Source organism: Vibrio sp. 1641 (assembly GCF_033339995.1).
Classification (GTDB): Bacteria; Pseudomonadota; Gammaproteobacteria; order Enterobacterales; family Vibrionaceae; genus Vibrio; species Vibrio alginolyticus.
In genome coordinates this window covers 542,403-568,019 of the sequence record NZ_JAWOVP010000001.1, presented here as the reverse complement: position 1 = coordinate 568,019, position 25,617 = coordinate 542,403, and the positions used below count along the sequence as shown (strand labels likewise).

Genomic DNA, 25,617 nt, shown 5'->3' with positions numbered 1-25,617 from the left:
CTCTCTTTCGTCTAAGTCAGCTCGATTTGGCGCAAAACCCCAGACTCAGAAGCGAAATCTTGGTCGTGACTAATCAGAACAAATCCACCTTTGTATACATTTAACGCCTGACTAAGCATTATTTTTGACTCCAGATCGAGATGATTATCTGGCTCATCAAGCAGCAGCAAAGGCTGAGAGTTTTGGTGGCTGACTATCAGCATCGCGAGCTTCATCTTCTCGCCACCGCTCAGTAGGCGCCCCAACCGAAACACAGCATCTCGACGAAAACCGATCCCGGCCAATAAGGTCCTCGCTTCACTTTCCGTCATCTCTTGGCAGCTCTCCATTACGTTTTCAAGTAACGAAAGATTTGGATTCACTGCGCCAAAATGTTGGTCGAGATAATACAAAGACGTATTCACTTGCAACTCACCACTCTGCAACGATAACTCGCCAAGCAATGCCTTTAACAAGGTTGATTTTCCGCAGCCATTTTTCCCTTTGAGATGGACTTTGTCGTTCGCAAAAATCTGCAACGTGATAGGTGTAGAATTCCCAAAAGGTAATATACCTTCTTGTATCGACAATACTTTTCGCGAACGGTTCGGATTATCTGTAAGATAAAACTTTTGCGCCTTGAGCTGCTCATGTCGCGATTGCAACGCCTGTTCTTTGGCTTGTAAATGCGCTTGTCTGAGTTGCTCATTCTTATTGCGATTTGAGGCACTGGCGGTCGCGCTATCCTTTTTTCCATCAAGCAAAATTTTGGGCTGACTGCCGTCTTTGCGCAGTTTGTTCCCTTGCGCGGCGCGTTGGTCTGCTTTTTCGCGATTTTTCTGGGCTTGCTCGGCTAACCGTTTTTTCTGTTTATCGACTTGCGCTAACTGCCTCTCGACCGCTTGCAGTTCAGTGCGTTTTTTCTCGGCGTACACATCGTAATTTCCACCAAAAGCCTGTAAACCTAGGCCCGATAGCTCCCAAATTTCCTCCATCTCTCGCAGCAGCTCACGATCGTGACTGATGAGTAAAATCGCGCCGCTGAAGTGCGTCATAGACTCTATCAACCATTGTTTCGCCTCGGTATCGAGGTGATTGGATGGTTCATCGAGAATCAAAAGCTCCGTTTCGTTTTCAAATAACTGCCATAACTGCAAACGCGCCAACTGACCACCACTGAGCCGAGCACAAGAGAAATCAGGATCTTGCGGTAATCCCATCGCAGCGAGCTGCTGTTTGAGTTTTAATTCAATATCCCACTGCTCGCCAACCAGTTCGAACCAATGTTCAGAAACATCACCTTGTTCAATCTGCTTTAAAGCATGCAAGACCGCATCTTTGCCCAGAAACTGGGCGATCGATTGCTGACCTGAAAGCAGATCAGACGGCTGCTGGCGATACATCATGAAAGAAGAGGGAGCAGTCACAACACCGCTGGCAGGCTGAGTTTCGCCCGCCAAAATGGAAGCCAAAAGCGACTTGCCGATGCCATTGCGCCCAACCAAACCAACACGTCGTTTAGTCATGGAACAAGAAATAGACTGGAATAGCGTATCGCCATTATCAAACTGATGGCTAACATTAAAAGCTTGTAAAACTGGCATAATTTGCCTCCTGTATGACAGGGACAACAGCCGTAGCTATGATTTGAAATGGCAACAAAACGCGTGCACAAACGCATTAAGCTCTATGTAAAGCTCGACGATATACGTCAAATCAAAAAGTCGTCTTGTTGCAAAGAAATATCGGAAAGTGAGCTACGCCTACTAACCCTGCAGATCCAAAAAATAAGTAAAAATATGGATGACAGGTTTAGTTCTTCATGTTGGCGTAATCTCCTAGAGAAATGATGCACAGAGTGTAGCCGCTTTTTTGTTCAAAAAGCAAGCTTTCTAACCAAATGTGAACAAAAAGAAAGTTTCACAGTAAGTTGTTATATCACATTAACTTTTTAACAAGTCTTTGAACAATTTCGAGATCTTAGCAACACAATTTTTATCCAAGCCATACTATGCTTAGGGTAAAGATAATCCACATAAGGGCGTGGTTATGAAATACAAACATATCCTTGTTGCACTCGAACTGTCAGATGAAAGCACCGTGCTTATCGACAGAGCGGTATCAATGGCAAACTATCTCGACTCCGATATCTCCTTTATTCATATTGATGGTACGCACGGAGAAATCTATCGTGAGCTTGTAGACATTAAAGAAAACCCGGATCAAAGGCCGTTGAATGAGCATTCAATGGAATGTTTAAAAACATTTAGTGATTACATGGATTACCCACTTAAACATTTCTTCGTAGGTACTGGCGACTTAGCTGATAAATTAGAGGTCACCATTAAAGAGCAAGAAGTGGATCTTCTGATTTGTGGCCACCACCAAGATTTCTGGAGCAAGATTATTTCTTACTCCAGACACTTAATTAACAAGTCACCGGTGGATATTCTAGTCGTCCCTATTCATGATTAGTAAAACGTAACACTTCCCAAAACCACCAATTTATTTGGTGGTTTTTTATTGATATTGAAACAGCTTAAACAGTTTTCCAAACTAGCTTGGCGATCATTTATGAGTTACATTTTCTAACCAACCCGCGCTCCTACTGGGCATGGTTATTTAGATAGCAAGGATCCCTATGGCAAATAAAAAAGTACTCATTCTCTTTGCTCATCCTTCCCAGCATCGTTCAGAAGTGAATACTCCACTTTTCAAAGAAGCTCAAAAAATTGAAGGCGTGACATGTGTTGATCTCTATGGCGAATACCCTCGTTTCGATATTAATATCGACCGTGAGCAGCAACGCTTACGTGAGCATGACGTGGTGATTTTCCAATTCCCACTATATTGGTATTCAACGCCTGCGATTTTAAAAGAGTGGCAAGATCTGGTTTTGGAATATGGCTTTGCTTACGGTACAGATGGCACAGCACTGCAAGGCAAGACCATGCTTTGTGTGCTGTCTGCAGGGGGCAAAGAAGAAGCTTATAAGGCAGAGGGCTACAACCACTTTACGATTCGTCAACTGCTTGCGCCTATTGAACAAATGTCCGCACTGACCGGCATGAACTACATTGCCCCTCTCGCGATGTTTGGCGCACGTACAGCAGATGAAGAAGGGCGAATCCCTCGTCATGTTGAGCGGTACAAGAGCCTGCTAACAGCTTTAGTCGAAGATAGGTTGGATGTTGAAGCTGCGGCGTCATTAATCAAGCTTAACAGCGCATTGCCAGAGCTCATTAAGGAGGCTTCATGACAGGGATATTCTTACAAGCCTTCGTATATTTGATTGCTGCTGTAATTGCAGTCCCACTTGCTAAGCGTTTGGGACTTGGGTCCGTTTTAGGCTATCTCATCGCAGGTGTGGTCATTGGCCCAATTATCGGTTTAGTCGGTGAAGAAACAACAACAATCCAGCACTTTGCCGAGTTTGGCGTGGTGATGATGCTGTTTCTCGTTGGCTTAGAGCTCGAACCCAAAATGTTGTGGGCGATGCGCAATCGCTTAATGGGCTTAGGAGGTCTGCAAGTCGGCGGTACCGTCGCGGCGATTATGGGTATTGCCTTATACTTTGACCAGCCTTGGACCATAGCCTTAGCCATAGGTTTGATCTTCGCCCTCTCTTCTACTGCGATTGTTTTGCAAACTTTTAGCGAAAAAGGATTAACGAAGACGGAAGGTGGACAAAACGCTTTCTCCGTGTTGCTTTTTCAAGATATTGCAGTGATACCAATGTTGGCGTTCATTCCCCTATTGGCCTTACCTGAATTAATTGAACAGGCACAGTCCGCAGCACAAACAGCCGCAGCGCACCATGAAGAATTAAGCCTCGTTGCGGGGTTGCCCGGCTGGGCATACGGCATCGTAATCACAGCATCGATTGCAATCGTCGTCGTTGGTGGACACTTTTTAAGTCGACCGCTGCTCAATTATGTGGCTAGCTCTGGTTTGCGAGAAATCTTTACCGCAACTGCACTCATGCTTGTCATTGGTATCGCTGCACTGATGAGTTTAGTGGGCTTATCTCCTGCCTTAGGAACCTTCTTGGCTGGCGTTGTATTGGCGAACAGTGAATTCCGCCACGAGTTAGAATCCAATATCGAACCATTTAAAGGCCTATTGTTAGGTCTGTTCTTTATTACCGTTGGCGCAGGGATCAACTTCTCGGTCCTTTTTGGTGATTTCTGGTTGGTCATGGCATTGACCATTGGCGTGATGGTTTTGAAAGCCTTGGTGCTGTTTATTCTTGCACTGATATTTAGGGTGAAAGGAAGCAACCGCTGGCTGTTTACCCTAAGCTTGGCTCAAGCAGGTGAATTCGGCTTTGTGCTTCTAAGCTTTTCAGTGCAAAACCACGTCATCCCATTTGAACTTTCACAAACTCTTGCGTTAGTGGTTGCGATTTCGATGTTCCTGACACCAGGTTTGTTTATTCTGTTTGATAGAGTGATTCTGCCGCGCTTTGAAAGCCAGTCAAATGAACGCGAAAGCGATACGATTGAGGAAACAGGCACGGTGATCATCGCCGGCATCGGCCGCTTTGGACAAATAGTGAATCGCCTATTGGTATCAAACGGCGTGACTACCGTGGTACTTGACCATCAATCTGACCAAGTCGATAACATGCGCCAGATTGGCACTCGCGCCTATTTTGGCGACGCGACTCGACCAGATATGCTACATACAGCCGGCATTGAGCACGCCGCTGCGTTGGTTGTGGCGATTGATAACCAAGAATCGAGTGTAGAACTGGTGAAGTACGTTAAGCACACGTACCCAAAAGTAACAGTGATTGCACGTGCCTTTGACCGTGGACATGGCTATCTTTTGCGTCAAGCGGGAGCTGATATTATTGAATCAGAGACCTACCATTCTGCATTGGAGATGGGCGGTCACACAATGAAAGCACTTGGCATTCACCCCTTCTTTGTTGAACAACAGAAGGCGACATATAAGCGTGTTGAAGCACGTAAGTCAGAAATACTCTACAAAGCTTGGGAAGATGATTCTGAAGGTGAACGCTATGACAACAATTTCCGACAACTGTTTATTCAGTTAGAGGAGAAAATGGCGGAAGAGATGCAAAAAGATCGTCATGACAAACTATCGCGGTCAGAACGTGGTTGGACACCGCCACCTAAAGGTTACGCCGATGACTTTAATGAAGATAACGTCCAAGAGCTAACACCACCAAGAGAAGAGCCTATCCAACGATAACGCACTCCATATTAAAAACCTCCCGCTTGGGAGGTTTTTATTTTTTCAGTACAGAGCCACACGCCGTGCAGGATAAAATGATCTTCTCGATATTACATAAGATCATTCATTAAAATCTCATACTCTTCGTTTGCTTCTTCCACTAAATGAGAAAGCTCTAACGCATCAGTAACTGCAAGATTGAACTGCCACGGAGTTGTGTCTTCTTTACCACAGATTCGAGTTTCACACCCACGACTCTCAAAAGACAAATCATCAAACTCTGTGGTGTGGCGCTCTTGAAGTTCAACAATCTCAACTTCTAATTTACCGACAGGATTGACTTTAACGTGGGCATGTAACTCCGAACTGTTAGACAAACAATAATCTCTATGAACCGCAATCATGGCCGCCTCCTTGGTCTGCCAACTGACAACTCAACATTGAGTGTAGACGAGGGATTTTGAACGTGGCGTGAAATAATAATGAAGATTGATCTGTCTCATTAGAACAGACAATTGTTGTCATGAAGGCATGAGCCAGTATGAATCTCATCTGATTTAAATTGTTCTGAGATCGTAATAGTTGGCATTTACTGAGACTTTCCCTATTATCGAAACAAAATTACTGTGGTCATTCTTTAGAGGTCAGTATGGAGCTTGAAGCCGTTGCTAAAGCACTAAAAGAGTTAGGGCATCCGACTCGTTTAAGTATTTACAAAGAAGTCGTCAAAGCGGGATACAAAGGTATCGCGGTAGGCGGCGTACAAGAAAAGCTTGGCATTCCAGCATCCACTCTCTCTCATCATATCTCGAGCCTTGCTTCAGCTGGTCTTCTCACCCAGCGCCGCGAGGGTAGAACCCTTTTTTGTGTTGCAGAGTATCAGTGCTTAGATGACGTAATTGGTTTTTTAAAAGCAGAATGTTGCGTTAACGAGTGCTCATAAATTTCTAGCAAAAACGAGAGAGTTTGAGTTTCTATTGAACTTCAGCAGAACGTGAATGACGATGAAAAACATACACACCGAAGTTGCTAAGCTCGGTGTGTACATCTTCTAGTTCGCGACAAGTAACATCGACGACTTAGATGGTACGATTAACTTACCGTCAGTTGGAATGATTTGTTCTGTCATCAAATCAACCCAATTGCCATCCGTTTTTAATGTCAAAGACTGTTGACGCTGTGATTTATTAAGCACCACAATACCTTTGTCACCTCGCTTAAGTACGAGCATGTCATCGTTACCTTCAAGAACACTCATCGGCTCGCCATGCGTCATATTATGGAACTGGATCATTTTTGCCATTCTCGGATCGCTCCATGCACCTTGCCACCTTGGCTGACCATTTTTACCTTTAATACCGCTGGTGTTTAAGTCGGTATAAATCAACGGCACACCGCCATCTCGGCCTAGAATATAGGCATAAGCTAACCATTCGTTTTCCTCGTCCATGATGAGATCAAGAAAGACATCATTGTTAGGAATATCATGTGTGATAGCAAATGTAATCGCACGACCGGGGGACAAAGCCTGACCAAAACAATAGGGATCAATCAGAGACTTGAAGCTGCCCTTTTTAGCAAACGCCTTAAACATGGTTGAGAACAAAGGGAAATCGTACGCACCTAGGCGAGTTTCCTGTAGATACGGCTCAAGAAACAGCTGATACTCTTCTTCCGTCGCACCGCCATCGGTAATAATTTCACCAAATATATGCACATCCCGCATGATGTCGTCTGTCCAAACACGCTTAAGATGCTCTAACGTCATGTGTTTCGCAGCGTCAATACGAAAACCTTTCACACCAATAGCTTTCAGCGCCTTTAGGTACGCTCGCTGCTGCTCAACGACATGGTCACAAACACGAAGAGTTGGCAAGCCAGGATCGGTTGGTCCACCTGTGATACGTCCGTTTTGAACCTGCCACTTATCTTTCCAGTCTTTGATGCCGAATGCTTCAACAAAGTCCTCTTCATCAAAAAGTGGTTGAGATAGATCGCCAAACAACGTTAGCGACTGATATTTCTGCTTGTTGTTCTGGTATTCCTCCAAGACCTCTTGTCTTGGGTACTGAAGGTCTCTGCGAAGGTGGGCCTCGTTTGCCATATGGTTAAACACTACGTCGGCATAAACCCACACACCAACTTGCTCCAGTTCACGAACCATATGAATAAAATCTTTGGTATCACCCAAGGCATTATCGATAACACGATAATCTTGTGGTTGATAACGCTGCCACCAGCGCTCATCGTGTGCGCTTTTCATTGGTGGCGAAACCAACACAGAGCCATAACCAAGCTCGCGGATTTCTTTTGCTCGTTGGGCAATGTCAGCATACTTCCAATCAAACGCATGTAAGATAACGTTTGCACCGAATGATTGTGTTTCCTGTGAGCCACTCATGTTGTTCTCCTGCTCGTTTCCACTCACGATTACTTGTTTGCATTTTTTTGTGAGTGAATTCAATAATCGAAATTATAAAAGCTATTCATCAGAGGCACTCACCCTTTTAGCACTAACTCAAGGCTGAAATCGAAGGCGTAGCGACTCATCCATTGCACAGCGATAAATCGTTCTGAGTGAATAACGGGCACACAACATACACCCCAAACAGCCCAGAACAAACCTAAGGCATTGTTTTATTTAGCAAAATATCAATCAAAAAAGATGCAACATAAGACCTACGTACGCCCTAAAATAGGCCCAAAGGATAAAAATAGCCAAGCCAACCCGTTGAGTAATCAATTGTTAATAAAACGAAACTGGCAGATGGATCACGTTTGGCGCGTTTCAAAAATCCAGTAAATCACCATACCTAGCGTTAAAAGACTAAAGATTTCTGTTTGTATCTGTCCCGAAATGACTTCAAAATGCGAAACTTAGCTTATCTCTATGGGGTATGCTCTACCTTGGAGGATAATAATGAATATCAAAGAATTTTCTGACCTCGTCGGGCTATCTGCTCATACACTTCGATACTATGAAAAAATCGGTTTACTTAAACATGTCCATAGAAACGCGAGTGGACATCGAATGTATAGTTCGAAAGATCTAAACTGGATAAGCTTTGTTAAGCGTTTAAAAGACACTGCAATGCCACTTGAAGAGATTCTAGAGTATGCCAAATTAAGGGAAGTCGGCTCTCTATCTGTACCACAACGTCAAGCTCTGTTAGAACAACACCAAGAAAACCTCAAACGCCACATTGATCAGCAGAAAAAGCACTTATCGGCTCTAGAAGAAAAAATTGCCTTGTATAAAAGCGGAAAAGTTCGTTGACTTAGAGTTAACTCTAACGATTAAGGTGTGTTTACGTTTATTCACTAGGAACATACCAATGGAACAATCACGCTTTAACAAAGGATTAGAACTACTCTCTCAAATTGATGGCGACGCTGGTCATAATGTCATCGAAAGCTTACAAGATATTTGTCCAGATTTAGCTCAGTACACCATTGAGTATCCGTTTGGCGATATTTATGCTCGCCCGGGCTTAGACCTAAAATCGAGAGAAATCGCAACCGTCGCCGCGCTAACGGCAATGGGGAATTGCGCGCCGCAACTAAAAGTGCACTTAAATGCAGCGCTGAATGTAGGCTGTAGCGAGGATGAGATTAAAGAGATCATTTTGCAGATGTCCGTCTACGCAGGGTTTCCCGCGGCATTAAACGGCATGTTTGCATTCAAAGAAGTGCTAGCGGAAAGAGCAGAGTAATAACGACGTTGAAATCAATTTAACCGCAATTAAAAACGGCCCTTGGGGATCGGGCCGTGATTAAAACAACGAGTGAATTAGCGCTCAGGAGTTTCAAGCAGTTTAACCGCGCAATCTACCGCGTTGTTAATGCCTTGACTGCTCTCCAACTTGCCTGAACTTGCAGGACCAAGGGCACAAGAATACAAAGCCAGCTGCTTATCGAACGGCAGATCCAACTGTTCATAGAGATTTTGTCGGATTCTTGCATGTTGTTCTGGTTCTTGGTTAGCAAGGCTAATCAACGTTTCATAAATAAGCGTTTTCATGTCTTTCCCTTTTCACTTTATTGCACGGGGTGCATATATATTGTATCCATTTGGGAAGCACAAATCAGAAGCTAGGTCACAGAACGCGTCGCTAAAAAAGTTTATGTGCGCGGTAAATTGCAATACAAACCTAAAGCCGTTCAGAAAAAGGGCAACTGATAACTCGATAGATCAGCCGATTAACTAGCATTCGCCGCTGTTTGTTTATAATCGTGTCCGATATAAACAAAAACGTCGCTGTATCAGCGACGTTTTATCTCGACTTTAGCTAATCGAACCTGTTTAGTTGAAGTGCACTAGCATTTCAACTTCATCACCTTGCTCTGGAGCCTGAAGAGCGAAGTGCACGTACCCTGCTTCAGTAACAGGAATCGCAAGGTATTCATTGCTGCCTGCATAGTTGGACGCATACTCGTGCTGCTCTACTGTAGGCCAATGCTCCCTACTCGCGTATAGATCGACATTACCAGTTTGAGAGTGAGCCGTTAGCCATACACGAACCTCTTCAACACCTTCAGGCACATAAACTGCTGCATAACGCTGCTTGTGAACGGTAAGCATTTTGGCTTCACCAGACTCTAATACCACAGGTGCTAAATCATCTTGCACTTGGGTTGGCGGTGTTTGCGCTTCCACTTCTAACGCAGCCACAAGATTCACTGAGTCATAGCTATCACGTCCAGTTAAGCTGATGTAGTAACGACCCGCTTTAACGTAACCATCTTGCTCTGGTTCAAAAACAATCTCTTCATTGCTGCCATCAGCATATTGACTCATTTCGAAATCATAGTAATGCGCGACTTTGTTGTAGCTCATGTAAAGATCCGCATCACCCGCACCCTCAATAGATACATTGAAGTTAACGGTGTTGGCTGGAACATCAACATAGAACAATTTTTCGCTGTATGCTTCGCCACTGAGCTGAAGGCTTTGGTTCGCCGTCAATTCAGTCACTTGTGCTTCAGGGCTTGTTGGCTCTGTTGGCTCTTCTGGGTCTGTATCAGGTTGCTCAGGTTCCACTTTTAATGTGTCCAACCAACGTTCAAACTCAGCATCGTATTGTTGACCTAAAGACGTCACCTGCTGTGCCCATTGTTCGAACTGGCCAGAGCGCGACAATGCCAACAAGCTTTCGACGTCTTGTGGATGATTTTCTAACATGAATCGAACAGCTAGATAACCCCAACGATAGATACGATTGGTATCGTGAGAGTACGTGGTATCAAACACAGTGGAAAGGCTCAGTTTACCATCTGCAATCAGCTCAATCGCAGCTTGGTAACCTTGCTTGTAATGCATATATTCAGCAAAACCTTCTAGCCACCAAACAATATGACCATGAGCCAAGTTATCGCTGAACGAACCGTATTGGTTAAATCGTGCATCTAAATAGTGCGTGTATTCATGTTCTAGGTTCAAGATAGAGAGATCTTCACCATTCGCGTAGCGATAAGCGACGAAACGCGCAGTATTGTCCGCTTTTGAAGGGTCACCTTCTAGGTACTGACCACCGTTGTCCGTTGTATTACCAAATAGGAATGAAGAGTAATCAACGTAACTAGCGTTACTCGCGAATACCGCCACTTCAACACGATCATTCAAATCATCAGCGACAGGTTGATTACCCGTATTCGCAACTCGATGGAAGTCGGCTTCTTTTGCCGCTAGCACTTCACACGCTTTCGCTGCTTGAGCATCGGTCAGATCTTCAGAGCGAATAATGGCAGGTCCCTGACATTCAAAACGATTTGGCATTACACGTGCAGCTAAATCTTGCTTGGCTTGCTCAATATTCAGACCATTTAGGCCTTCTGGTGCGTAGTAGCTCATCATTTCAACGGCAGCAAGCCATAGTTTGTCATGCTCACTACCCAGTGGATAACGCTGCATCACCTGTTGCATTACTGCCAATGCTTTGCGTTTGGTCTCCTGATCTGGGCTCGCGAGCAAACGACCAGTTTCACGTAATGCATTGAAAACGATAAAGCTTGCATCCGTATCTAATGCCCAAGCATTATCAGATGCAAATTTCACCAACGTATCAATATGGTGTGTATTGTTTGCCATGTATCGGTAGAACGCATCGTTCGCCGCATGGCCTGCCATAGAGCGGAACAAGTTGTTCAAACCATCGACCCATTGCGTGTCCTGCGCGGTTTCACGATTAAAGTGCATCAACGCGGCCATCATGCTATCCATGGTCAGCGGCAACTGCTTAACGTTATCAACCATCAAAGTCAGGCTCTTCATTGCACCAACTTGTTCACGACCCTGATCCAAAGCATGAGGGTTGTTTAGGAATAGGTTCGTCGACTGAGCAAAACGCTGACTCAACGCTTGCGAAAACTCAGGTGTACCAGTACCAGCGTTGTAGCGAACGTAGTAGGCCGCTCGAACAAATTCGCCTAAGTTCTCTAGAACACGGGCTTGATCTGCTTCACCACGATAGCGAGCGATTTCTTGATCCAGAGCGACTTGGATACGGCTTAGGCTCGCTTCACTATAGATATCATTCAGCGTTTCTGAAGGTGCTGAAAACCAAGCGTGGTAGCAATCATACTCAGCACCAGAAACGGCAGTAGCCAGATCTCGCGATTGTTGTAAATCAGCAACAGCACACTGATTTTGTGCAAAAGAGAAGCCAGACACACTCGCTAGCATACAAGCAAGCGCCAAACGATGGCGCGGGAAAAAACGGATATGAGACATAACAACACTCATTGATTATTAACATACATTGAGTGGGGATTTATATTCTTTACAGCTCAAACAGTGAAATCAGTGTCATAAAATTTATGAAACCGCTCCCAAAAATAGGTCTTTTACTCTAATTAAATGGGAGCAATCCCACTCCCAAAAAACTCACAATTATCAATAAAAACATTAAGTTACCTTTTTCTAAATAACGACTTCATGAGGAAAATTGCCCTTAAACGCCCCTCTTAACTCTTCCAGATAGAGTTCACGAAAATCAAAGGTTCTAAATTAAATTTTGATGCTTGATACCATCTATTTTTATTTGTGACTCATTCCCAATAAGTCATCGAGTGCATATCAAAAGGTTGGCATTAATGGTAAATTCTCCGCCAAATCAAACACATTTACTCCTCGAGTCATTGATGAGTGAATTAAGCAGATATTTGGCTAGGGATAATACATGTCACTTTGGGGATTTTTGGGAACGGGGATTGCCTACTTCATGACAACATTTGCCTTTGTTTTTGGCGGCATTTTTTGGTTATGTGCTGAAGGTAATACATTAAGAGAAACAAAGCGCCAATCATCAATAATGTCCGGGGTTATTGCTTGTACTATTGGAACTTGGGTGCTTGCTTTTGGTGTTTACGTTTACGGTTACTTTTGGGATAACTCTTCTCACTATTATTTTTATTTGCTCGCTCCATGGGGACTTGCCATTTTTGGGGTAAAACTTCGTAACCGCTGGGTTAAGCAATACGCGCGTGTAAAACACGCAAAAGAAGAACAGTGGCAAAAGCGCTGGCGAGAATTATTAGGGGAAGATACTGAAGAGCTTCCACCATATACACATGATTACGAGCTCTACTCGGGCATTTGGCAAGCCAATGAAGCGCTCCAAGAACAGTGTTTTGCAGCCCTTCCTCACGGGAAAGCAGTCTACGAGAGAGTGAAAGCCTTCCAAACGATGGCCTCCCCCGCTGGTGACATAAACAATCAAGTTTTGCTGATTAAACTCGATCAACTAGAGGATGAAATCATTCAAGTTCTTGAGCAACACTCGCAAAAGAAAGTAAGCATTGAAACTGGCGCAGGTACTTTACACAAAGAGTCAAAACGCAATGTTTATCACCATGAGAATGGCCCAACAGAAGAGCAACTGTACGACTCAATCAACCTCCAACATGATTTGGATCGAGAGCTACGCAACATTATCTATGATCGGCTCGGTTACGATGGCGAAGATGAGTACTTTTTCCTCCAAGCGCCACTCGAAGAGCTTACCGAGAATGAAACCGCAATCAACTGGATGCTCTGGGGGTTAGTAAGCGACCATTTTGCTGTTGACCCATACCAAACGGCGTTGGATCTCAGCCTAATGAATGCGGAACCAAGATGGGGGCAAAATGAACGGTTTGTAATGATTACGGCTCAATAAACGCAAGTACTAAGTCTAACTTTAATACAACCTATTCTGAGACCACCCTCGCGTTGGTTAACTTAGCCAGTAAGCGGCCAACGCGATCGCGCATTTCACGTCTATCGACAATCATATCTAGCGCACCATGCGCTAGTAAAAATTCACTTCGCTGAAACTCGTCTGGTAGCTTTTCACGTACCGTTTGCTCAATGACCCGTCTTCCCGCAAAGCCAATACTTGCTTTAGGTTCACCAATATTGATGTCTCCTAACATCGCTAAACTCGCCGAGACGCCACCATAAGTTTGGTCCGTCAATACTGAGATATAGGGTAATCTGTGCTCAGATAAGTGGTTTAACGCGGCGCTGGTTTTTGACATTTGCATGAGTGCCACCAAAGACTCTTGCATGCGCGCCCCTCCGCAAGCGGAAAAACATACTAACCCAGATTTTGTATTAATTGCGCTTTCAACTGCTCGGACAAACTTCTCGCCAACCACTGCGCCCATCGAGCCTGCCATGAAAGAGAATTCGAATGCACACGCAACAACAGGCAGCCCCAATAACTTGCCCTCCATCACCACCAACGCATCTTTTTCTCCAGTCGTTTTCTGTGCTAAAGCAATTCGCTCTTTATATCGCTTTAAGTCTTTAAAACCCAAAATATCTTGTGGCTCCAACTCACTTGCCAACTCTTGTTGTGTTCCATAGTCCAGAAAAGAGATCAACCTTTGACGCGCAGCCATTCTCATGTGATATGAGCATTTAGGGCATACTTCCAAATTTTCTTTTAACGCGGCACGATAAAGTATTTGTTCACACTCAGGACACTTTGTCCAAACTCCCTCAGGGATAGACGCTTTGCGCGAACCTATTATATTTTTATTCTCAAATAACCGTTCTAACCAGCTCATAAATTCACCACTATTGATTACGTTCTAGCGCGATATCTCGTTGTTTGTTCGCTTAAACTTGTAAATAAAATTGTATGTAACTTAGTACAGGGATAAAGTGCGATATGCTGGCTTGATAATCCAATAAAGTGGGATAATGAAATGTTTGATAACGTTGACCAAATCTGGTTAAAAAGTTTTCACTGTGTTTATGAGAACAACAGCTTTAAGCGAGCCGCTGAGTGTTTGAATATACCAACATCAAATATCAGCCGACACATTGCCCTGCTTGAAGAAAAGTTAAACATTAGGTTGTTCAATAGAACAACAAGGCGAATGACGCCTACCGAGGCTGGAGAAGAGCTCTATAGCAGCACTCGTCCGTTATTGGAGCAACTCAACGCCGCACTAGAAACGGTAACGCGCCACTCGCACACGGTAACAGGGGAACTGCGAATTCTTATGCCAGACACACCTGTACTGGCCAAAGCGGTTGTCACCTTTTGCACGCAATACCCGTCAATCTCTTTGTCTTGCGATACAACGCTAAACCCTAAAGATGATGTTATTGACAGCTTTGATGTCATTTTGAGTTTTCATAGAGGGACTTTGTCAGACAGTAACTGGGTGGCGAGAGAGATAAAACGCTGGCCCAGTGCCATTTTAGCCGCGCCTCAACTAATTGAGAAATACGCCACCCCTTACAAAATTACGGATCTAAGTCATGTTCCCTGCATCACGACGCTTACCGCAGTAAATGGTGCACCATGGGTATTCAGAAACCCTGTTGGGGGCCATATTACTCAAACTGTGCAATCTTCACTCAAAGTAAACAGCGGTCATCTCGCCAGATATGGCGCGTTATTAGGGCTTGGATACGCAATATTGCCAATTGAGTCATGCCAAAATGAGATCAAAAATGGTGAGCTAGAAATCGTCACTCTAGAGTACGAACCTGAGGATTTAGTGCTTTACGCCTTTTACTCGTCAAGAAAACATGTAGCTAAGAAAATATCTATGTTTGTTGAACATTTAAAGCAAAACGCAAAACTCAACGCCTAGCTAAGCTTTACTCAACTAATTTATCGTATTCTGTTTTATCGTCTAGAAAGGACAAACACCGCTAAGCGATTTGAGACTCGATTTTTTCAAATAAAAAAGCCAGCAATTAACATTTACTGGCTTTTATTAAAGAGGGTCAGTTGGCGTTTAGATTCTAAACGCTCCTACGTGACGATCGAGTGTTCGCGATAGCTCCGCGAGTTGTTGACTTGATTCTTCTAGTTGCTCACTCGCTGTTAGCGCACTTTTCACTGAGTGGCTGACGGTATCCATGTTCATATTAATTTCGTTTGCTACCGTTGATTGCTGTTCTGTTGCGGTTGCTACTTGAGTATTGATATCTGAAATAGTCGTCACTTGTGCAGCTATTGCTTCTAAAGCCTGTCGAGCTAACTCAGTTTCTGCCGTTCCTTCTTCAATAAGAGTCTTACTATTACTCATTGAATTCACCGCACTTTGAGCTTCAGTTTGTAGCTGGTGAATCATATTGTCAATTTCATCGGTAGAATGAGCCGTTTTAGTCGCTAGGTTGCGAACTTCATCAGCGACTACTGCAAAACCTCGGCCGGCATCACCAGCGCGTGCCGCTTCGATAGCCGCATTGAGAGCCAATAGATTGGTTTGCTCCGAAATACCTCTAATCACCTCTAGAATACTACCAATCGACTGAGTATTTTCAGCAAGACTCACGATAATGTTGGAAGTGCTGTTCATCTCGTTTTCAAGATTAGTCATCGCCGTTTTGGTTCTTTCTAGCGTCGTGTAGCCATCTTGCGCTTCATTACTTGCTGCACTCGCAGCATTTGCCGCTCCGGCAGCATTGGAGGCAATTTCATTGACCGTCGCAATCATTTCGTTCATGGATGTGACAACCAGCATGGTTTGCTCGTTCTGCTCTTGCCCTCTTGTGAGCGCTTGTTGAGATTGCCCACGCAAAGCGACAGCTGAACTATTAAGCTCCACACCAGTATTTACAACTTGTGTAATAATCTCATGTACTTTCCCAACAAAAACGTTGAAAGCAGAAGAAATTTGCGCGACTTCGTCATTACCTTTCGCTGGCAAACGAACGGTTAAGTCTCCGTCTCCTTTTGAGATGTCTTGTAGAGCGTCTTTAAGCGCAGAAAGCGGTCTCATCAGTTTATTTAGCAGAAGTGACAGAATCAAAACACACATAACGAAGATCGCCACCATAGAGATCAACTGGTAAGTAATAATTCCATTTGTCGCTTGGCTCACTTCGGTAATAGGAATACCGATATCAAAAGTACCGTATAACTGACCATCCACATAAATTGGTGCCATGATGTCAAACACCCATACTTTCTGGACATCGGCATACCACTTTGAGTACTGTTGAACACCTCTCGTCGCGCCTTCAACAGTATATTCATCGTTATAGGTTTTGTTCAGCTTGTGCTTATCACTGTGGGCTACTGCCGTTACGTTACGGTCAATTACAACGGCATAACTCACGTCTGAACGTTGTTTCAGCCCCTCAACAAGCGATTGTAAATCTTGCATTGGATTGGCTGAGTTCTCCAAAATATAACTCGCATTTCCCGCTAGAAACTCAGCTTGAACTTGGGATTTGTTTAAGATGATGTCATCGATTTTCTGACTCGAAATTAGGTACGTTGATGCCATACTCGCCACGACAGCAATACCAAACATGGCGCAGACTGCTAATAAGATGATTCTTTTCATTATAATTGTCTCAATACAATTCAATTGATGCTCATTAATCGAGCGCTAAGCCTTTCTTCTCCAAAACCAACCAAACTGCATTTTGGGTCTGTTTGGCAGAGCAAGACATAACTTTATAACTATGTATCTGCTTGGTTCCCGATTACTTTAGACAGAAGGAAAAAAAGTCTTCAAAACGTCACATTTCTACGAGGTTTGGCGAAGGGACGAGTACGCAAAAGGAAACGTTTGCATAGTTAAATTTAACTATGCGACCAAATTGGTATCGAACATTAAAGAAAAGAGTGCTAATTAGCGTTTTGCCGTCGGGAGCGCTGTGGTCAGTGCTCCCGTTTTATCATTTAGTATCTCAGGTTCAGATATTAGAGCCACAATCGCAGCGGTTGTAATCCGAGATGCTTGGTGAAGCGAGAATGACTTGGTTTGTAGATATGGCAGCGATGTCAGATCGAGTGATTCTCAATCAAGAATCGGCAGCAAAATATGCAAACCAAGGCATGAAGCCATTGCCCATAAAAAAAGAAAGGAAAAAAATCTTTACCACAGAGTTTAACTCGTCAGCGATATGTATCCATGCATACCCATGTATAAACCAACTGCACTGATCAAGACGCCCGATAAGTAAGGAGCTCGACGTGCAACATCATTCAAACCGCTCCATTTAGATGTCGCTTTTTGCACGCCCACTGCTGCCACAACGCCAACAGCAACCAGAGTCAAGGCTAAGCCAATACTGAATGACACAACTAAAGTCGCACCAAGAGTCATTGCCTTAAGCTGCAAACAGATAAGCAAAACCGTTACCGCAGCAGGGCATGGAATCAAACCGCCCGTTAATCCAAACAGCAGAATTTGCCCATTCGTCACGTCTCGATTCTCAAAGCGTTTTTGAATGTCTAAAGCGTGAGCGCGTTCGTGAGCATCTTGATATTCCTTATCTTCGCTTTCTAAATGAGAACTAGAACGGAAATGTACATCAAAGTCATGGGTATGATCATGGTGCCCGATGATCAAAGTGACAGAAAGTCCATTAGAGACTTCAATGCAAGACGCCGATTCCAAGTATCCATCACGCTCTATAAAGTGATAGATATCAGCAGGTTGATAACCATCACTCGATACCGAAACCTTGATACCTTCAGCAGTTAAAGGTTTACCGCTGAGTGTTCGCAACTGGAAACGGTGATGCTCCCCTTCCTCTGTAATCGAAAGCGAAACATGCCCATGTCCTGTATCCACAACTTGCGTCGTCCAATCGCGAGCATGATCCTGAGCTTTGTTCCAAGCTCGCTCATCGCTCCATGTCCGCCAAAACATCCATACGCCGGTTGTCACGATAATGACCCCAGACATAAGTTGCATCCATGGTTCAGCCGCTTCAGCGGTGAATTTCTGGCTAATATACATCCCGCCAACAGCGATTAACCATACAATTACAGTGTGAGAAAGTGTGGCAGCTAAACCCAGCATCACGGCTTGTTTGACCGTTCCTTTCACCGCGACAATGAACGCCGCCATCATCGTTTTAGAGTGCCCAGGTTCTAAACCATGCAAAGCGCCAAGCAAAATGGCACTGGGAATAAAGAACCACCCATTACCTTGTTGTAGTAACGCGACAAAATCCATTGTTGTTCTCTGTTGTTGATTCTAATTTATCGCAAACTATACTCCCCCCTAGTATTAAATACTACCCCCCAGTATAAATTGAGTGCTACATTATCAGTTAGAATAACTCGGCCCGTAACTTAAAGAAGATAAGACATGTCGCATACAACCAGAGATCAAAAGAAGCTCAACACTCGAGTCAGTAAAATACAGGGTCAGGTGAATGGACTTAAAAAAATGCTGGAAGAAGAGCATGAATGCCAAGATGTGTTGCAGCAGATTGCCGCTATTCGGGGGGCAGTAAATGGTTTGATGCGAGAAGTAATTAAAGGTCACTTACTTGAACACGTCGTACTTGAGGAAGACAAAACTCAACGTGAAAAAGATATGGAAGTCGTATTAAAAGTACTGGACTCTTATATAAAGTAACCCTACTTCGCTAGAGTAAAGTCACTAGGGTTAAACTCGAATAGATCCTTTATAGGTAATCGCTTACTAAGCGGGAAATAACAATTCCATTTCATATTGATTAAGTTGAAAACGGAACCTATATCGGTTCAAGTTAAATAGTTTATTTATAAGAACTAAAACGGCCCAAACATAGGGCCGTTCATACTATTAACAATCTCTAAACCATCTGATAAAAATACATGTTGTGATAGGTTTTTACTTTATGGAAGAGTACAAGTAAACCTTTATACCTCTTGTAATTCGACGTGCTTAGCGCTGTAAGATTTTGTAAATGCAACACACCCCAAAAGTACAGCAAGTGGTAACACGGGATCAAAGATTGAACCATGAGATCCGAAGAATAAGTTAAGAATCATTACTAATGAACCACCAATAGCCCAAGCAATTGTTGTTGGAATAGTCCAAATAATGAGTTGTTTCTTAACCTCAGTCACCCCCATTAATCGATTAACAATATGGAATAGCGAGTCATTAAAGTAGCCAGCAAATAGAGATCCCATCGTAGCTGCCGTCGCTGCGAATAAAAGGTTAACGTCAGGAATATTTACTAAAACTGGGGCAGATATAGAAGCAGCGGTTATCATGGAGACTGTACCAGAGCCCTGAATAATACGAACTAACGTCGCAATAATAAATGGAATCATAACCGCAGAAATAGGAAGCCCTGCAACTTGGTTAGCAATCTCTGCGCCCGCACCCGTTTCACGCAATACGGCACCTAACGCGCCACCAGCTCCTGTTACTAACAAAATGATGCCACAAGTGGAGATTCCTTGTTCCATCTTTTCATTCGCTTCTTCTTTGGTAAGGTTATTACCCAATGTGTAAACCGCTAATAACGTCGCTATTGATAGTGCAATAGTAGGGCTGCCGATAAAAGCGATAAATTGACCAAATGTTGTTGCAGTCAGCCCTTCGAAACCGAAAGTCCCCTCTAATAAACCCATCACTGATTTCGCAAGTATAAGTAAAATAGGGATAATAATTGGAGCGATAGATTTACTTAAAGATGGTAGGTCTTTCGCTTCTTTACTTGCAATGTACTCTTTGTGATCATTAATCAGTTGCTCACTAGACTTCGAGAAATGTTCGGTTGGAATGAATTCAGGAAACTGCTTTTCTAACCATCTTGCATACCAAACAATACCCATGACACAAGGCGCTGCGATCATCAAACCAAAACCTAACATGCTGGCAAGATCGACACCAAAGATACCAGCAACGCCCAAAGGCCCTGGAGTCGGCGGAATAGCGTGATGCGCTACGACCAAGCCGCCCGCCAGAGCAACCGTAAGCGTTAAAATCGAGCGATTGGACGTTTTTGACAAAGACTTCGCTATTGGATAAAGAATGATAAGCGCGCTATCCACAAAGATTGGGATGCTAACAATATAGCCAGTCACAGCAAGAGCGGCCTCTTCTTTCTTTTTTCCTAACCACTTTATAAAATTATAGGCAATACTTTCTCCTGCTCCAGAAGCCTCTAAAATAGCCCCCATCATAACGCCGAGACCGATGACAATCCCTATACCGCCTAATGTTCCACCAAATCCTTTGCTAACGGTCGCAATCGTGTCGTCAACACTTAACCCACCAATAATACCTGCGATACATGCCGCAATTAACATCGCAATTAACACATGTACTTTTGTACGTAATACAAGAAAAACAAGGACTGATACGGCTACTATTAGTCCAATTACTGAAGTTGGTAACATTAGACAATCTCCATATTGTTAACAGAAATAAATTGTTGTAATACATCCTTGAAATTACTGTCTGATTTAAATCCAAGCTCCAGTTCTTTAGTACAATCAATTTTTTGTGGCCAACTACTCACAATACGATCAATACCCGCATCATGCTCATAGGTAATATAATTAGAAAGTTGTTTACCCATTAGAGTGTCCATTGTTTGAATCATCTCAGCTGGTGTAGTTTGAATACCAGGTAAATTAAGCGTTCTATAGGACAGATTATTTAACTGCTCATAAGGCATTAGCCCTGCATATTGAATATTGTCCACCACTCTAGACGGGCTCGATATCCAAAGTTTTAGCGTAGGGTCTACAGGACAATTTGATTCTTGAGCATTCAAAGGCTCACGAATAATTCCGCTTACGAAAGAGCTAGCGGCAAGGTTTGGTTTCCCAGGGCGAATACAAATAGTCGGTAAACGTACGGATACAGCTTTAACAAAGCCTTTACGGGCATAGTCGTTCACCAATAACTCACCTATAGCTTTTTGCGTCCCGTAGGATGACTGAGGATGAAGTGCTGTTATTGGTGTAATCGTTTCCGGAAGATCACCACCAAATACAGCTAAAGATGAAGCAAACGTAAAACGAATATTAGGGTTTACTTTACGGCAACGCTCAAGCAATAACTGTGTGGTCGTCAGGTTTACAGCTACGCCTAAATCAAAATCTTGCTCAGCATGGCTCGATACAATTGCCGCTAAATGAAAAATGTGTGTCGTTTCGGCAGTAATAACTTGGTCTATATTTTCTCGCTTTGTCATATCCATGACTAAAGAAACGACTCGGTCATCAATGCCCTCTAAGCGCGACTTTTGAATGTCGACAATAGTAATACTTTCAGCTTTGTTTTCTTTTAGTAGTGATTTGGCAAGTAGGGTTCCGAGAAAACCCGCCCCTCCAGTTATGATAATATTCATAGTCACGACCCTTTGTTTTTGTAATTGGTTTCAAGTTATTTATGGATAGAAATTAAAATTGTTATAGGTATGGTTTAACCCAACTAAGGCCCAGCTGCGTGCTATGCCTTGGGTTGTATTCACAACCGATCCAGCCTTGGTAACCAGAGTCATCCAAAACATTGAATAGGTGTGGGTAATTCAGTTCGCCTTCCGATGGTTCGTGCCTTTCAGGCACAGAAGCAATTTGAATATGGCCTGTGTATGGCGCCACATCGCGAATCAACGTACTCAGATCACCGTCCATAATTTGTGCGTGATAGAGATCGAGCTGCAATTTCACGTTTGGACGAGCCACTTGTTTGATGAGTTCCACCGCTTCACGTTGATGTGCAACAAAGTAGTTCGGTACATCGCGATTGTTGAGTGGCTCAATCATCAGCTCAACACCATGTTCGGCAAACTTATCCGCTGCATAACGAATGTTTGAGATAAAGGTTTCAATATGCTGATCACGAGTGAAGCGTGAATCAACAATGCCAGACATAGCGTGAACCTTTTTACAGTTCAGTGCCTTGGCGTACATCAACGCAGTCTCGACGCTCGTTTTAAATTCATCCTCACGCCCCGGAATAGCTGCAAAACCTCGTTCACCTGCATCCCAATCACCTGGAGGCATGTTGAATAACGCTTGCTCAAAACCAAACTGCTGTATCTTGCTTGCTAGTTCTTGCGCTTCGAATGCGTATGGGAAAAGGTATTCCACCGCTTTGAAGCCCGCTTGGTCTGCTTTTTCGAAACGATCTAGAAAAGGAACTTCTGTGAATAACATTGTCAGATTTGCCGCGAATTTAGCCATTACTTACCTCTCCCTTTTAGGTCTTGAATCTCAGTATCCGTTAAGTAGCGGATGTTGCTGTCTTTAAGAATGAACGCTAGCTTCGCTGTCTCTTCTAACTCTTCTGCGTTATCCACTGCATCTTCAAAGTCCGTACCCGTGATCACTGGACCATGGTTCGCCAGGAGGAAAGCTCTGTAGTCACTAGCCCGCTGCGCAAGTTCTTCAGCAATCTGAGGGTCGCCCGGGCGCAGGTACGGAATCACTGGCAGTTCGCCAATGCGCATTACAAAGTAAGGTGTAAAAGCTTTGATGGCATTCTCGCGATCTAGACCTTCAAGACAAGAAAGCGCCGTCAAGTAAGTAGAATGCAGATGCACAATCGCATTACACTTTGAGTTATTTCGATAAATCGCCAGATGAAAAGCGACTTCTTTTGATGGCTTTTCACCAGAGATATGGTTGCCATCAATATCCACAACCGAAAGCTCTTCAGCAATCAAGCGGCCGAACGAGGAACCAGTTGGCGTCGCCAGAAAGTGTCCATTAGGCAGCTTTAGAGAAAGGTTGCCAGCGCCGCCAGTCGCATAGCCACGTTCAAACATAGAGCGCGCCATAGTGACCATTTGCTCTCGCAGTTGTTGTTCTGTCATCAATTCTTTATTCATCACAACCTCACCTATTCAAAAAACGACTGTGCTTTGGCAAAGAAGTGTTCATCGCCGAAGTTGCCCGATTTCAGAGCCAAAGAAAGCTCGCCTTCAAGTGACTTCACCCAAGGTACACCTGGTGCGATTTGAGGACCGATATGAAAACCTTTTACGGCTAGGCTTTGGGTTACAACCCCTGAGGTTTCCCCACCCGCAACGATGAAATTTTTCACACCGTGCTGCTGAAGTTTGATTGCAAGTTGGCTAAAGAATTGTTCAACCGCGTGACTTGAAGCATGCGCGCCAAACTCTTGTTGAATCGCTTTTAACGCCGCTGCATCTGCGGTTGCGTAAACCAGTGGTGCGAACTCGCTTTCGATGTTGGTCATGACCCAATCAAACACTTGATTTGAGTAATCTTCTTCCGTCAGACACGCCTTCACATCAATAGCAAAGTGTGGCGCTTTTTCTTTGTAAACAGCGACCTGTTGGTTGGTCATGACAGAACAAGATCCAGATAACACAACGGTTGGTGCCTTTTTAGGGTTCCCCCCTTGCTTCGCATCACTTTGATCTTCAAGGTTCTCTATCCAGTTCTTAGCAATACCCGCAGCCAAACCAGAACCACCAGTTACCAGTTTTAGAGACTTCGCCGCTTGGCCAAGTGTGACAAGATGCTCTGCATTGAATGCATCAACCACTGCATAGCGGTTGCCTTGTACTTTTAGCTCTTCAAAGCGCTCAATTACCGCTTTTGGACCTTGTTCAATTATTTGGAAGTTCACCAGGCCAGATTTGCCTTGAGATTGAGCATCCATCATACGAACTAGGCTTGAATCAGTCATTGGGGTCACAGGGTGATTACGCATACCTGAGTCGCTTAGCAAGTCTTGGAATACAAATAGATGGCCGTTGTAAACTGTGCGACCATTCACTGGTAATGATGGGCATACAATGGTGAACGCTTCACCTAGCTCTGCAAGCAGTGCATCCGTTACAGGACCAATGTTACCTTCTGCTGTGCTGTCAAACGTTGAGCAGTACTTGAAGTAAAACTGCTGACAGCCATTTGCTTGCAGCCACTTAAGCGCAGCTACTGAATCCTCGATTGCCTCATCTACAGGACAAGAGCGAGATTTAAGACTGATCACGACCGCATCTGCGTTTACATCAATCTCTTCTTTTGGAATACCGTTAAGCTGAACTGTGCGCATGCCGTTTTCTACAAGAAAACCTGCGATGTCTGTTGCGCCAGTAAAGTCGTCTGCGATAACGCCTAATAACATCATTTTTTCTCCGTTTTACGTGCGCTTATTTCTGTTTGTTTTCTACACCTGGAAGCTCAATACCATCAAAAATCTTGATAACGGCACTGTCGTCCTCCTGACCAAAACCAGCATTGCTTGCACTCAAAAACATGTTTAGTGCTGTGCTTGATAGAGGAAGTGGAAATTTGAGATCTTTTGCTGTGTCCGATACGAGGTTTAAATCTTTCACAAAGATGTCGACCATAGATTTAGGGGAGTAATCACCATCAACTACATGCTTCATGCGGTTCTCAAACATCCAAGAGTTACCCGCTGCATTCGTCACCACGTCGTACATCAGGTCAAGAGGAATGTTTGCACGTGCCGCTAATGCCATTGCTTCAGCACCAGCTGCGATATGAACACCTGCTAGCAATTGGTGGATAATCTTCACAGTTGCGCCTAGGCCAATCGCTTCACCGATGTTGTAGACTTTAGCTGCCGTTGCGTTGAGTACTGGTTCAAGTGCATCAAATGTGCTTTGCGCTCCCGACGCCATAATAGTCATCTCACCTAATTCTGCTTTTGCAGCACCACCAGATACCGGTGCATCAAGCATCACAAGATTGTGTTCTGCCAATTTCGCTTCAATTTGTTTTGCGTCTTCTGCTGAGATGGTTGCTGAAACCATCACTGGCGTATTCGGCTTAAGCACTTTAGCAAGACCGGTTTTGAACAAGACCGTGTTAACTTGAGCTGCGTTCACAACAAGAACTAGAACCGAATCAAGCTTATCTGCAAACTCAACTGCATTTGTAGAAACTGCTTTTGCACCGAATGAACCTAGTTCTTCAAGCGCTTGAGAATTTAAATCGAAACCATAGACATCTAGGCCTGCACGCACACATGACTTTGCGGCGCCCATTCCCATAGAGCCTAAACCGATAACACCTACAGATTGAACTTCACTCATAAAAACAATGCCTTCTGGTCTATTAAACTTTGTTAATTCTTGTTTGGTTGATGTGATTATATGTGAAGATTAATACTAAGACCTCGCTTTGAATCACATTTTTTCACACAAATTAACAATGTCGTGATATATACCTCTTTATGGGCAGAGATATTCCGGGTAGTTAACACAAGCGAAGGCTGTTCTTACAACGTTGA

At 43.9% G+C, this 25,617-nt stretch carries 23 protein-coding genes; 9 read left to right on the top strand and 14 right to left on the bottom strand.

Annotated elements, in window-relative coordinates; translation table 11 throughout:
* Positions 1 to 11: 11 nt before the first annotated feature.
* On the bottom strand, positions 12 to 1,583 hold the full coding sequence (locus R7Z47_RS02570) for an ATP-binding cassette domain-containing protein (protein ID WP_137283091.1): 1,572 nt from the start codon (positions 1,581 to 1,583) through the stop codon (positions 12 to 14).
* Positions 1,584 to 2,028: 445 nt separating this feature from the next.
* On the opposite strand from R7Z47_RS02570, the gene R7Z47_RS02565 reads away from it, so the two are divergent.
* The 3 genes from R7Z47_RS02565 to R7Z47_RS02555 all read left to right on the top strand — a co-directional run bounded on the left by R7Z47_RS02565 (position 2,029) and on the right by R7Z47_RS02555 (position 5,199).
* Positions 2,029 to 2,454 carry a universal stress protein gene (locus R7Z47_RS02565; protein ID WP_005375398.1) on the top strand — a complete coding sequence of 142 codons (426 nt, stop codon included), beginning with the start codon at positions 2,029 to 2,031 and terminating at the stop codon, positions 2,452 to 2,454.
* Positions 2,455 to 2,620: 166 nt separating this feature from the next.
* On the top strand, positions 2,621 to 3,238 hold the full coding sequence (locus R7Z47_RS02560) for an NAD(P)H-dependent oxidoreductase (RefSeq protein ID WP_005375391.1): 618 nt from the start codon (positions 2,621 to 2,623) through the stop codon (positions 3,236 to 3,238).
* Positions 3,235 to 5,199, top strand: coding sequence for a monovalent cation:proton antiporter-2 (CPA2) family protein (locus tag R7Z47_RS02555; protein ID WP_005375390.1), 1,965 nt, complete (start codon positions 3,235 to 3,237; stop codon positions 5,197 to 5,199). Before R7Z47_RS02560 ends, R7Z47_RS02555 begins: the two co-directional genes overlap by 4 nt.
* A 92-nt stretch (positions 5,200 to 5,291) precedes the next feature.
* Here R7Z47_RS02555 and R7Z47_RS02550 read toward each other — a convergent pair whose 3' ends face one another.
* The gene (locus tag R7Z47_RS02550) at positions 5,292 to 5,585 is read right to left on the bottom strand and encodes a hypothetical protein (protein WP_005375389.1); all 294 of its coding nucleotides are present in this window, start codon (positions 5,583 to 5,585) and stop codon (positions 5,292 to 5,294) included.
* 245 nt (positions 5,586 to 5,830) lie between these two features.
* On the opposite strand from R7Z47_RS02550, the gene R7Z47_RS02545 reads away from it, so the two are divergent.
* Complete coding sequence (locus R7Z47_RS02545; RefSeq protein ID WP_005375388.1) at positions 5,831 to 6,124, top strand: ArsR/SmtB family transcription factor; 294 nt, start codon at positions 5,831 to 5,833, stop codon at positions 6,122 to 6,124.
* Between the two features lie 108 nt (positions 6,125 to 6,232).
* Here the strand turns inward: R7Z47_RS02545 and R7Z47_RS02540 are convergent, their stop codons facing one another.
* Positions 6,233 to 7,582 (bottom strand): alpha-amylase family protein, encoded by a 1,350-nt coding sequence (locus R7Z47_RS02540; protein WP_318129799.1) that lies wholly within the window; start codon positions 7,580 to 7,582, stop codon positions 6,233 to 6,235.
* 519 nt (positions 7,583 to 8,101) lie between these two features.
* Between R7Z47_RS02540 and R7Z47_RS02535 the strand changes: the two genes are divergently transcribed.
* Together R7Z47_RS02535 and R7Z47_RS02530 are read left to right on the top strand one after the other, a co-directional pair.
* Positions 8,102 to 8,458, top strand: coding sequence for a MerR family transcriptional regulator (locus R7Z47_RS02535; protein ID WP_239945595.1), 357 nt, complete (start codon positions 8,102 to 8,104; stop codon positions 8,456 to 8,458).
* A 58-nt stretch (positions 8,459 to 8,516) separates the two neighbouring features.
* Positions 8,517 to 8,894, top strand: a complete 378-nt coding sequence (locus R7Z47_RS02530) for a carboxymuconolactone decarboxylase family protein (protein WP_042521541.1) — start codon at positions 8,517 to 8,519, stop codon at positions 8,892 to 8,894.
* Positions 8,895 to 8,971: 77 nt separating this feature from the next.
* Here the strand turns inward: R7Z47_RS02530 and R7Z47_RS02525 are convergent, their stop codons facing one another.
* Both R7Z47_RS02525 and R7Z47_RS02520 read right to left on the bottom strand, forming a co-directional pair.
* Positions 8,972 to 9,202, bottom strand: a complete 231-nt coding sequence (locus R7Z47_RS02525; RefSeq protein WP_005375384.1) for a PAS factor family protein — start codon at positions 9,200 to 9,202, stop codon at positions 8,972 to 8,974.
* Positions 9,203 to 9,484: 282 nt separating this feature from the next.
* Positions 9,485 to 11,911, bottom strand: coding sequence for a M9 family metallopeptidase (locus tag R7Z47_RS02520; RefSeq protein ID WP_262606522.1), 2,427 nt, complete (start codon positions 11,909 to 11,911; stop codon positions 9,485 to 9,487).
* Positions 11,912 to 12,359: 448 nt separating this feature from the next.
* Here R7Z47_RS02520 and R7Z47_RS02515 point away from each other — a divergent pair, with 448 nt between their 5' ends.
* On the top strand, positions 12,360 to 13,337 hold the full coding sequence (locus tag R7Z47_RS02515; RefSeq protein WP_151515396.1) for a hypothetical protein: 978 nt from the start codon (positions 12,360 to 12,362) through the stop codon (positions 13,335 to 13,337).
* Between the two features lie 31 nt (positions 13,338 to 13,368).
* Here R7Z47_RS02515 and accD read toward each other — a convergent pair whose 3' ends face one another.
* Positions 13,369 to 14,232: an acetyl-CoA carboxylase, carboxyltransferase subunit beta gene (gene accD, locus R7Z47_RS02510; protein ID WP_193837195.1), complete on the bottom strand. Its 864-nt coding sequence runs from the start codon at positions 14,230 to 14,232 to the stop codon at positions 13,369 to 13,371.
* Positions 14,233 to 14,373: 141 nt separating this feature from the next.
* Here accD and R7Z47_RS02505 point away from each other — a divergent pair, with 141 nt between their 5' ends.
* Positions 14,374 to 15,273 carry a LysR family transcriptional regulator gene (locus tag R7Z47_RS02505; RefSeq protein ID WP_262606523.1) on the top strand — a complete coding sequence of 300 codons (900 nt, stop codon included), beginning with the start codon at positions 14,374 to 14,376 and terminating at the stop codon, positions 15,271 to 15,273.
* Positions 15,274 to 15,420: 147 nt separating this feature from the next.
* On the opposite strand, the gene R7Z47_RS02500 is transcribed toward R7Z47_RS02505, so the two are convergent.
* Together R7Z47_RS02500 and R7Z47_RS02495 are read right to left on the bottom strand one after the other, a co-directional pair.
* Entirely contained in the window at positions 15,421 to 16,980 is a 1,560-nt protein-coding gene (locus R7Z47_RS02500) for a methyl-accepting chemotaxis protein (RefSeq protein ID WP_017635256.1), read from the bottom strand.
* A gap of 549 nt (positions 16,981 to 17,529) precedes the next feature.
* On the bottom strand, positions 17,530 to 18,606 hold the full coding sequence (locus R7Z47_RS02495) for a nickel/cobalt efflux protein RcnA (RefSeq protein ID WP_213969312.1): 1,077 nt from the start codon (positions 18,604 to 18,606) through the stop codon (positions 17,530 to 17,532).
* Positions 18,607 to 18,741: 135 nt separating this feature from the next.
* Between R7Z47_RS02495 and rcnR the strand changes: the two genes are divergently transcribed.
* Complete coding sequence (rcnR, locus tag R7Z47_RS02490; protein WP_005375370.1) at positions 18,742 to 19,014, top strand: Ni(II)/Co(II)-binding transcriptional repressor RcnR; 273 nt, start codon at positions 18,742 to 18,744, stop codon at positions 19,012 to 19,014.
* A 266-nt stretch (positions 19,015 to 19,280) separates the two neighbouring features.
* Here rcnR and R7Z47_RS02485 read toward each other — a convergent pair whose 3' ends face one another.
* From R7Z47_RS02485 to ltnD, 6 genes are all read right to left on the bottom strand, one after another.
* The gene (locus R7Z47_RS02485) at positions 19,281 to 20,774 is read right to left on the bottom strand and encodes a GntP family permease (RefSeq protein WP_005375369.1); all 1,494 of its coding nucleotides are present in this window, start codon (positions 20,772 to 20,774) and stop codon (positions 19,281 to 19,283) included.
* Positions 20,774 to 21,733, bottom strand: a complete 960-nt coding sequence (gene denD, locus R7Z47_RS02480) for a D-erythronate dehydrogenase (protein WP_005375367.1) — start codon at positions 21,731 to 21,733, stop codon at positions 20,774 to 20,776. The genes R7Z47_RS02485 and denD overlap by 1 nt, the downstream gene beginning before the upstream one ends.
* A gap of 61 nt (positions 21,734 to 21,794) precedes the next feature.
* Positions 21,795 to 22,571 (bottom strand): 2-oxo-tetronate isomerase, encoded by a 777-nt coding sequence (gene otnI, locus R7Z47_RS02475; protein ID WP_213969311.1) that lies wholly within the window; start codon positions 22,569 to 22,571, stop codon positions 21,795 to 21,797.
* Positions 22,571 to 23,218 (bottom strand): aldolase, encoded by a 648-nt coding sequence (locus tag R7Z47_RS02470; protein ID WP_005385078.1) that lies wholly within the window; start codon positions 23,216 to 23,218, stop codon positions 22,571 to 22,573. The genes otnI and R7Z47_RS02470 overlap by 1 nt, the downstream gene beginning before the upstream one ends.
* A gap of 11 nt (positions 23,219 to 23,229) precedes the next feature.
* On the bottom strand, positions 23,230 to 24,486 hold the full coding sequence (gene otnK, locus R7Z47_RS02465) for a 3-oxo-tetronate kinase (RefSeq protein WP_213969429.1): 1,257 nt from the start codon (positions 24,484 to 24,486) through the stop codon (positions 23,230 to 23,232).
* Between the two features lie 25 nt (positions 24,487 to 24,511).
* Complete coding sequence (gene ltnD / locus R7Z47_RS02460; protein ID WP_064354560.1) at positions 24,512 to 25,420, bottom strand: L-threonate dehydrogenase; 909 nt, start codon at positions 25,418 to 25,420, stop codon at positions 24,512 to 24,514.
* Positions 25,421 to 25,617 lie beyond the last annotated feature (197 nt).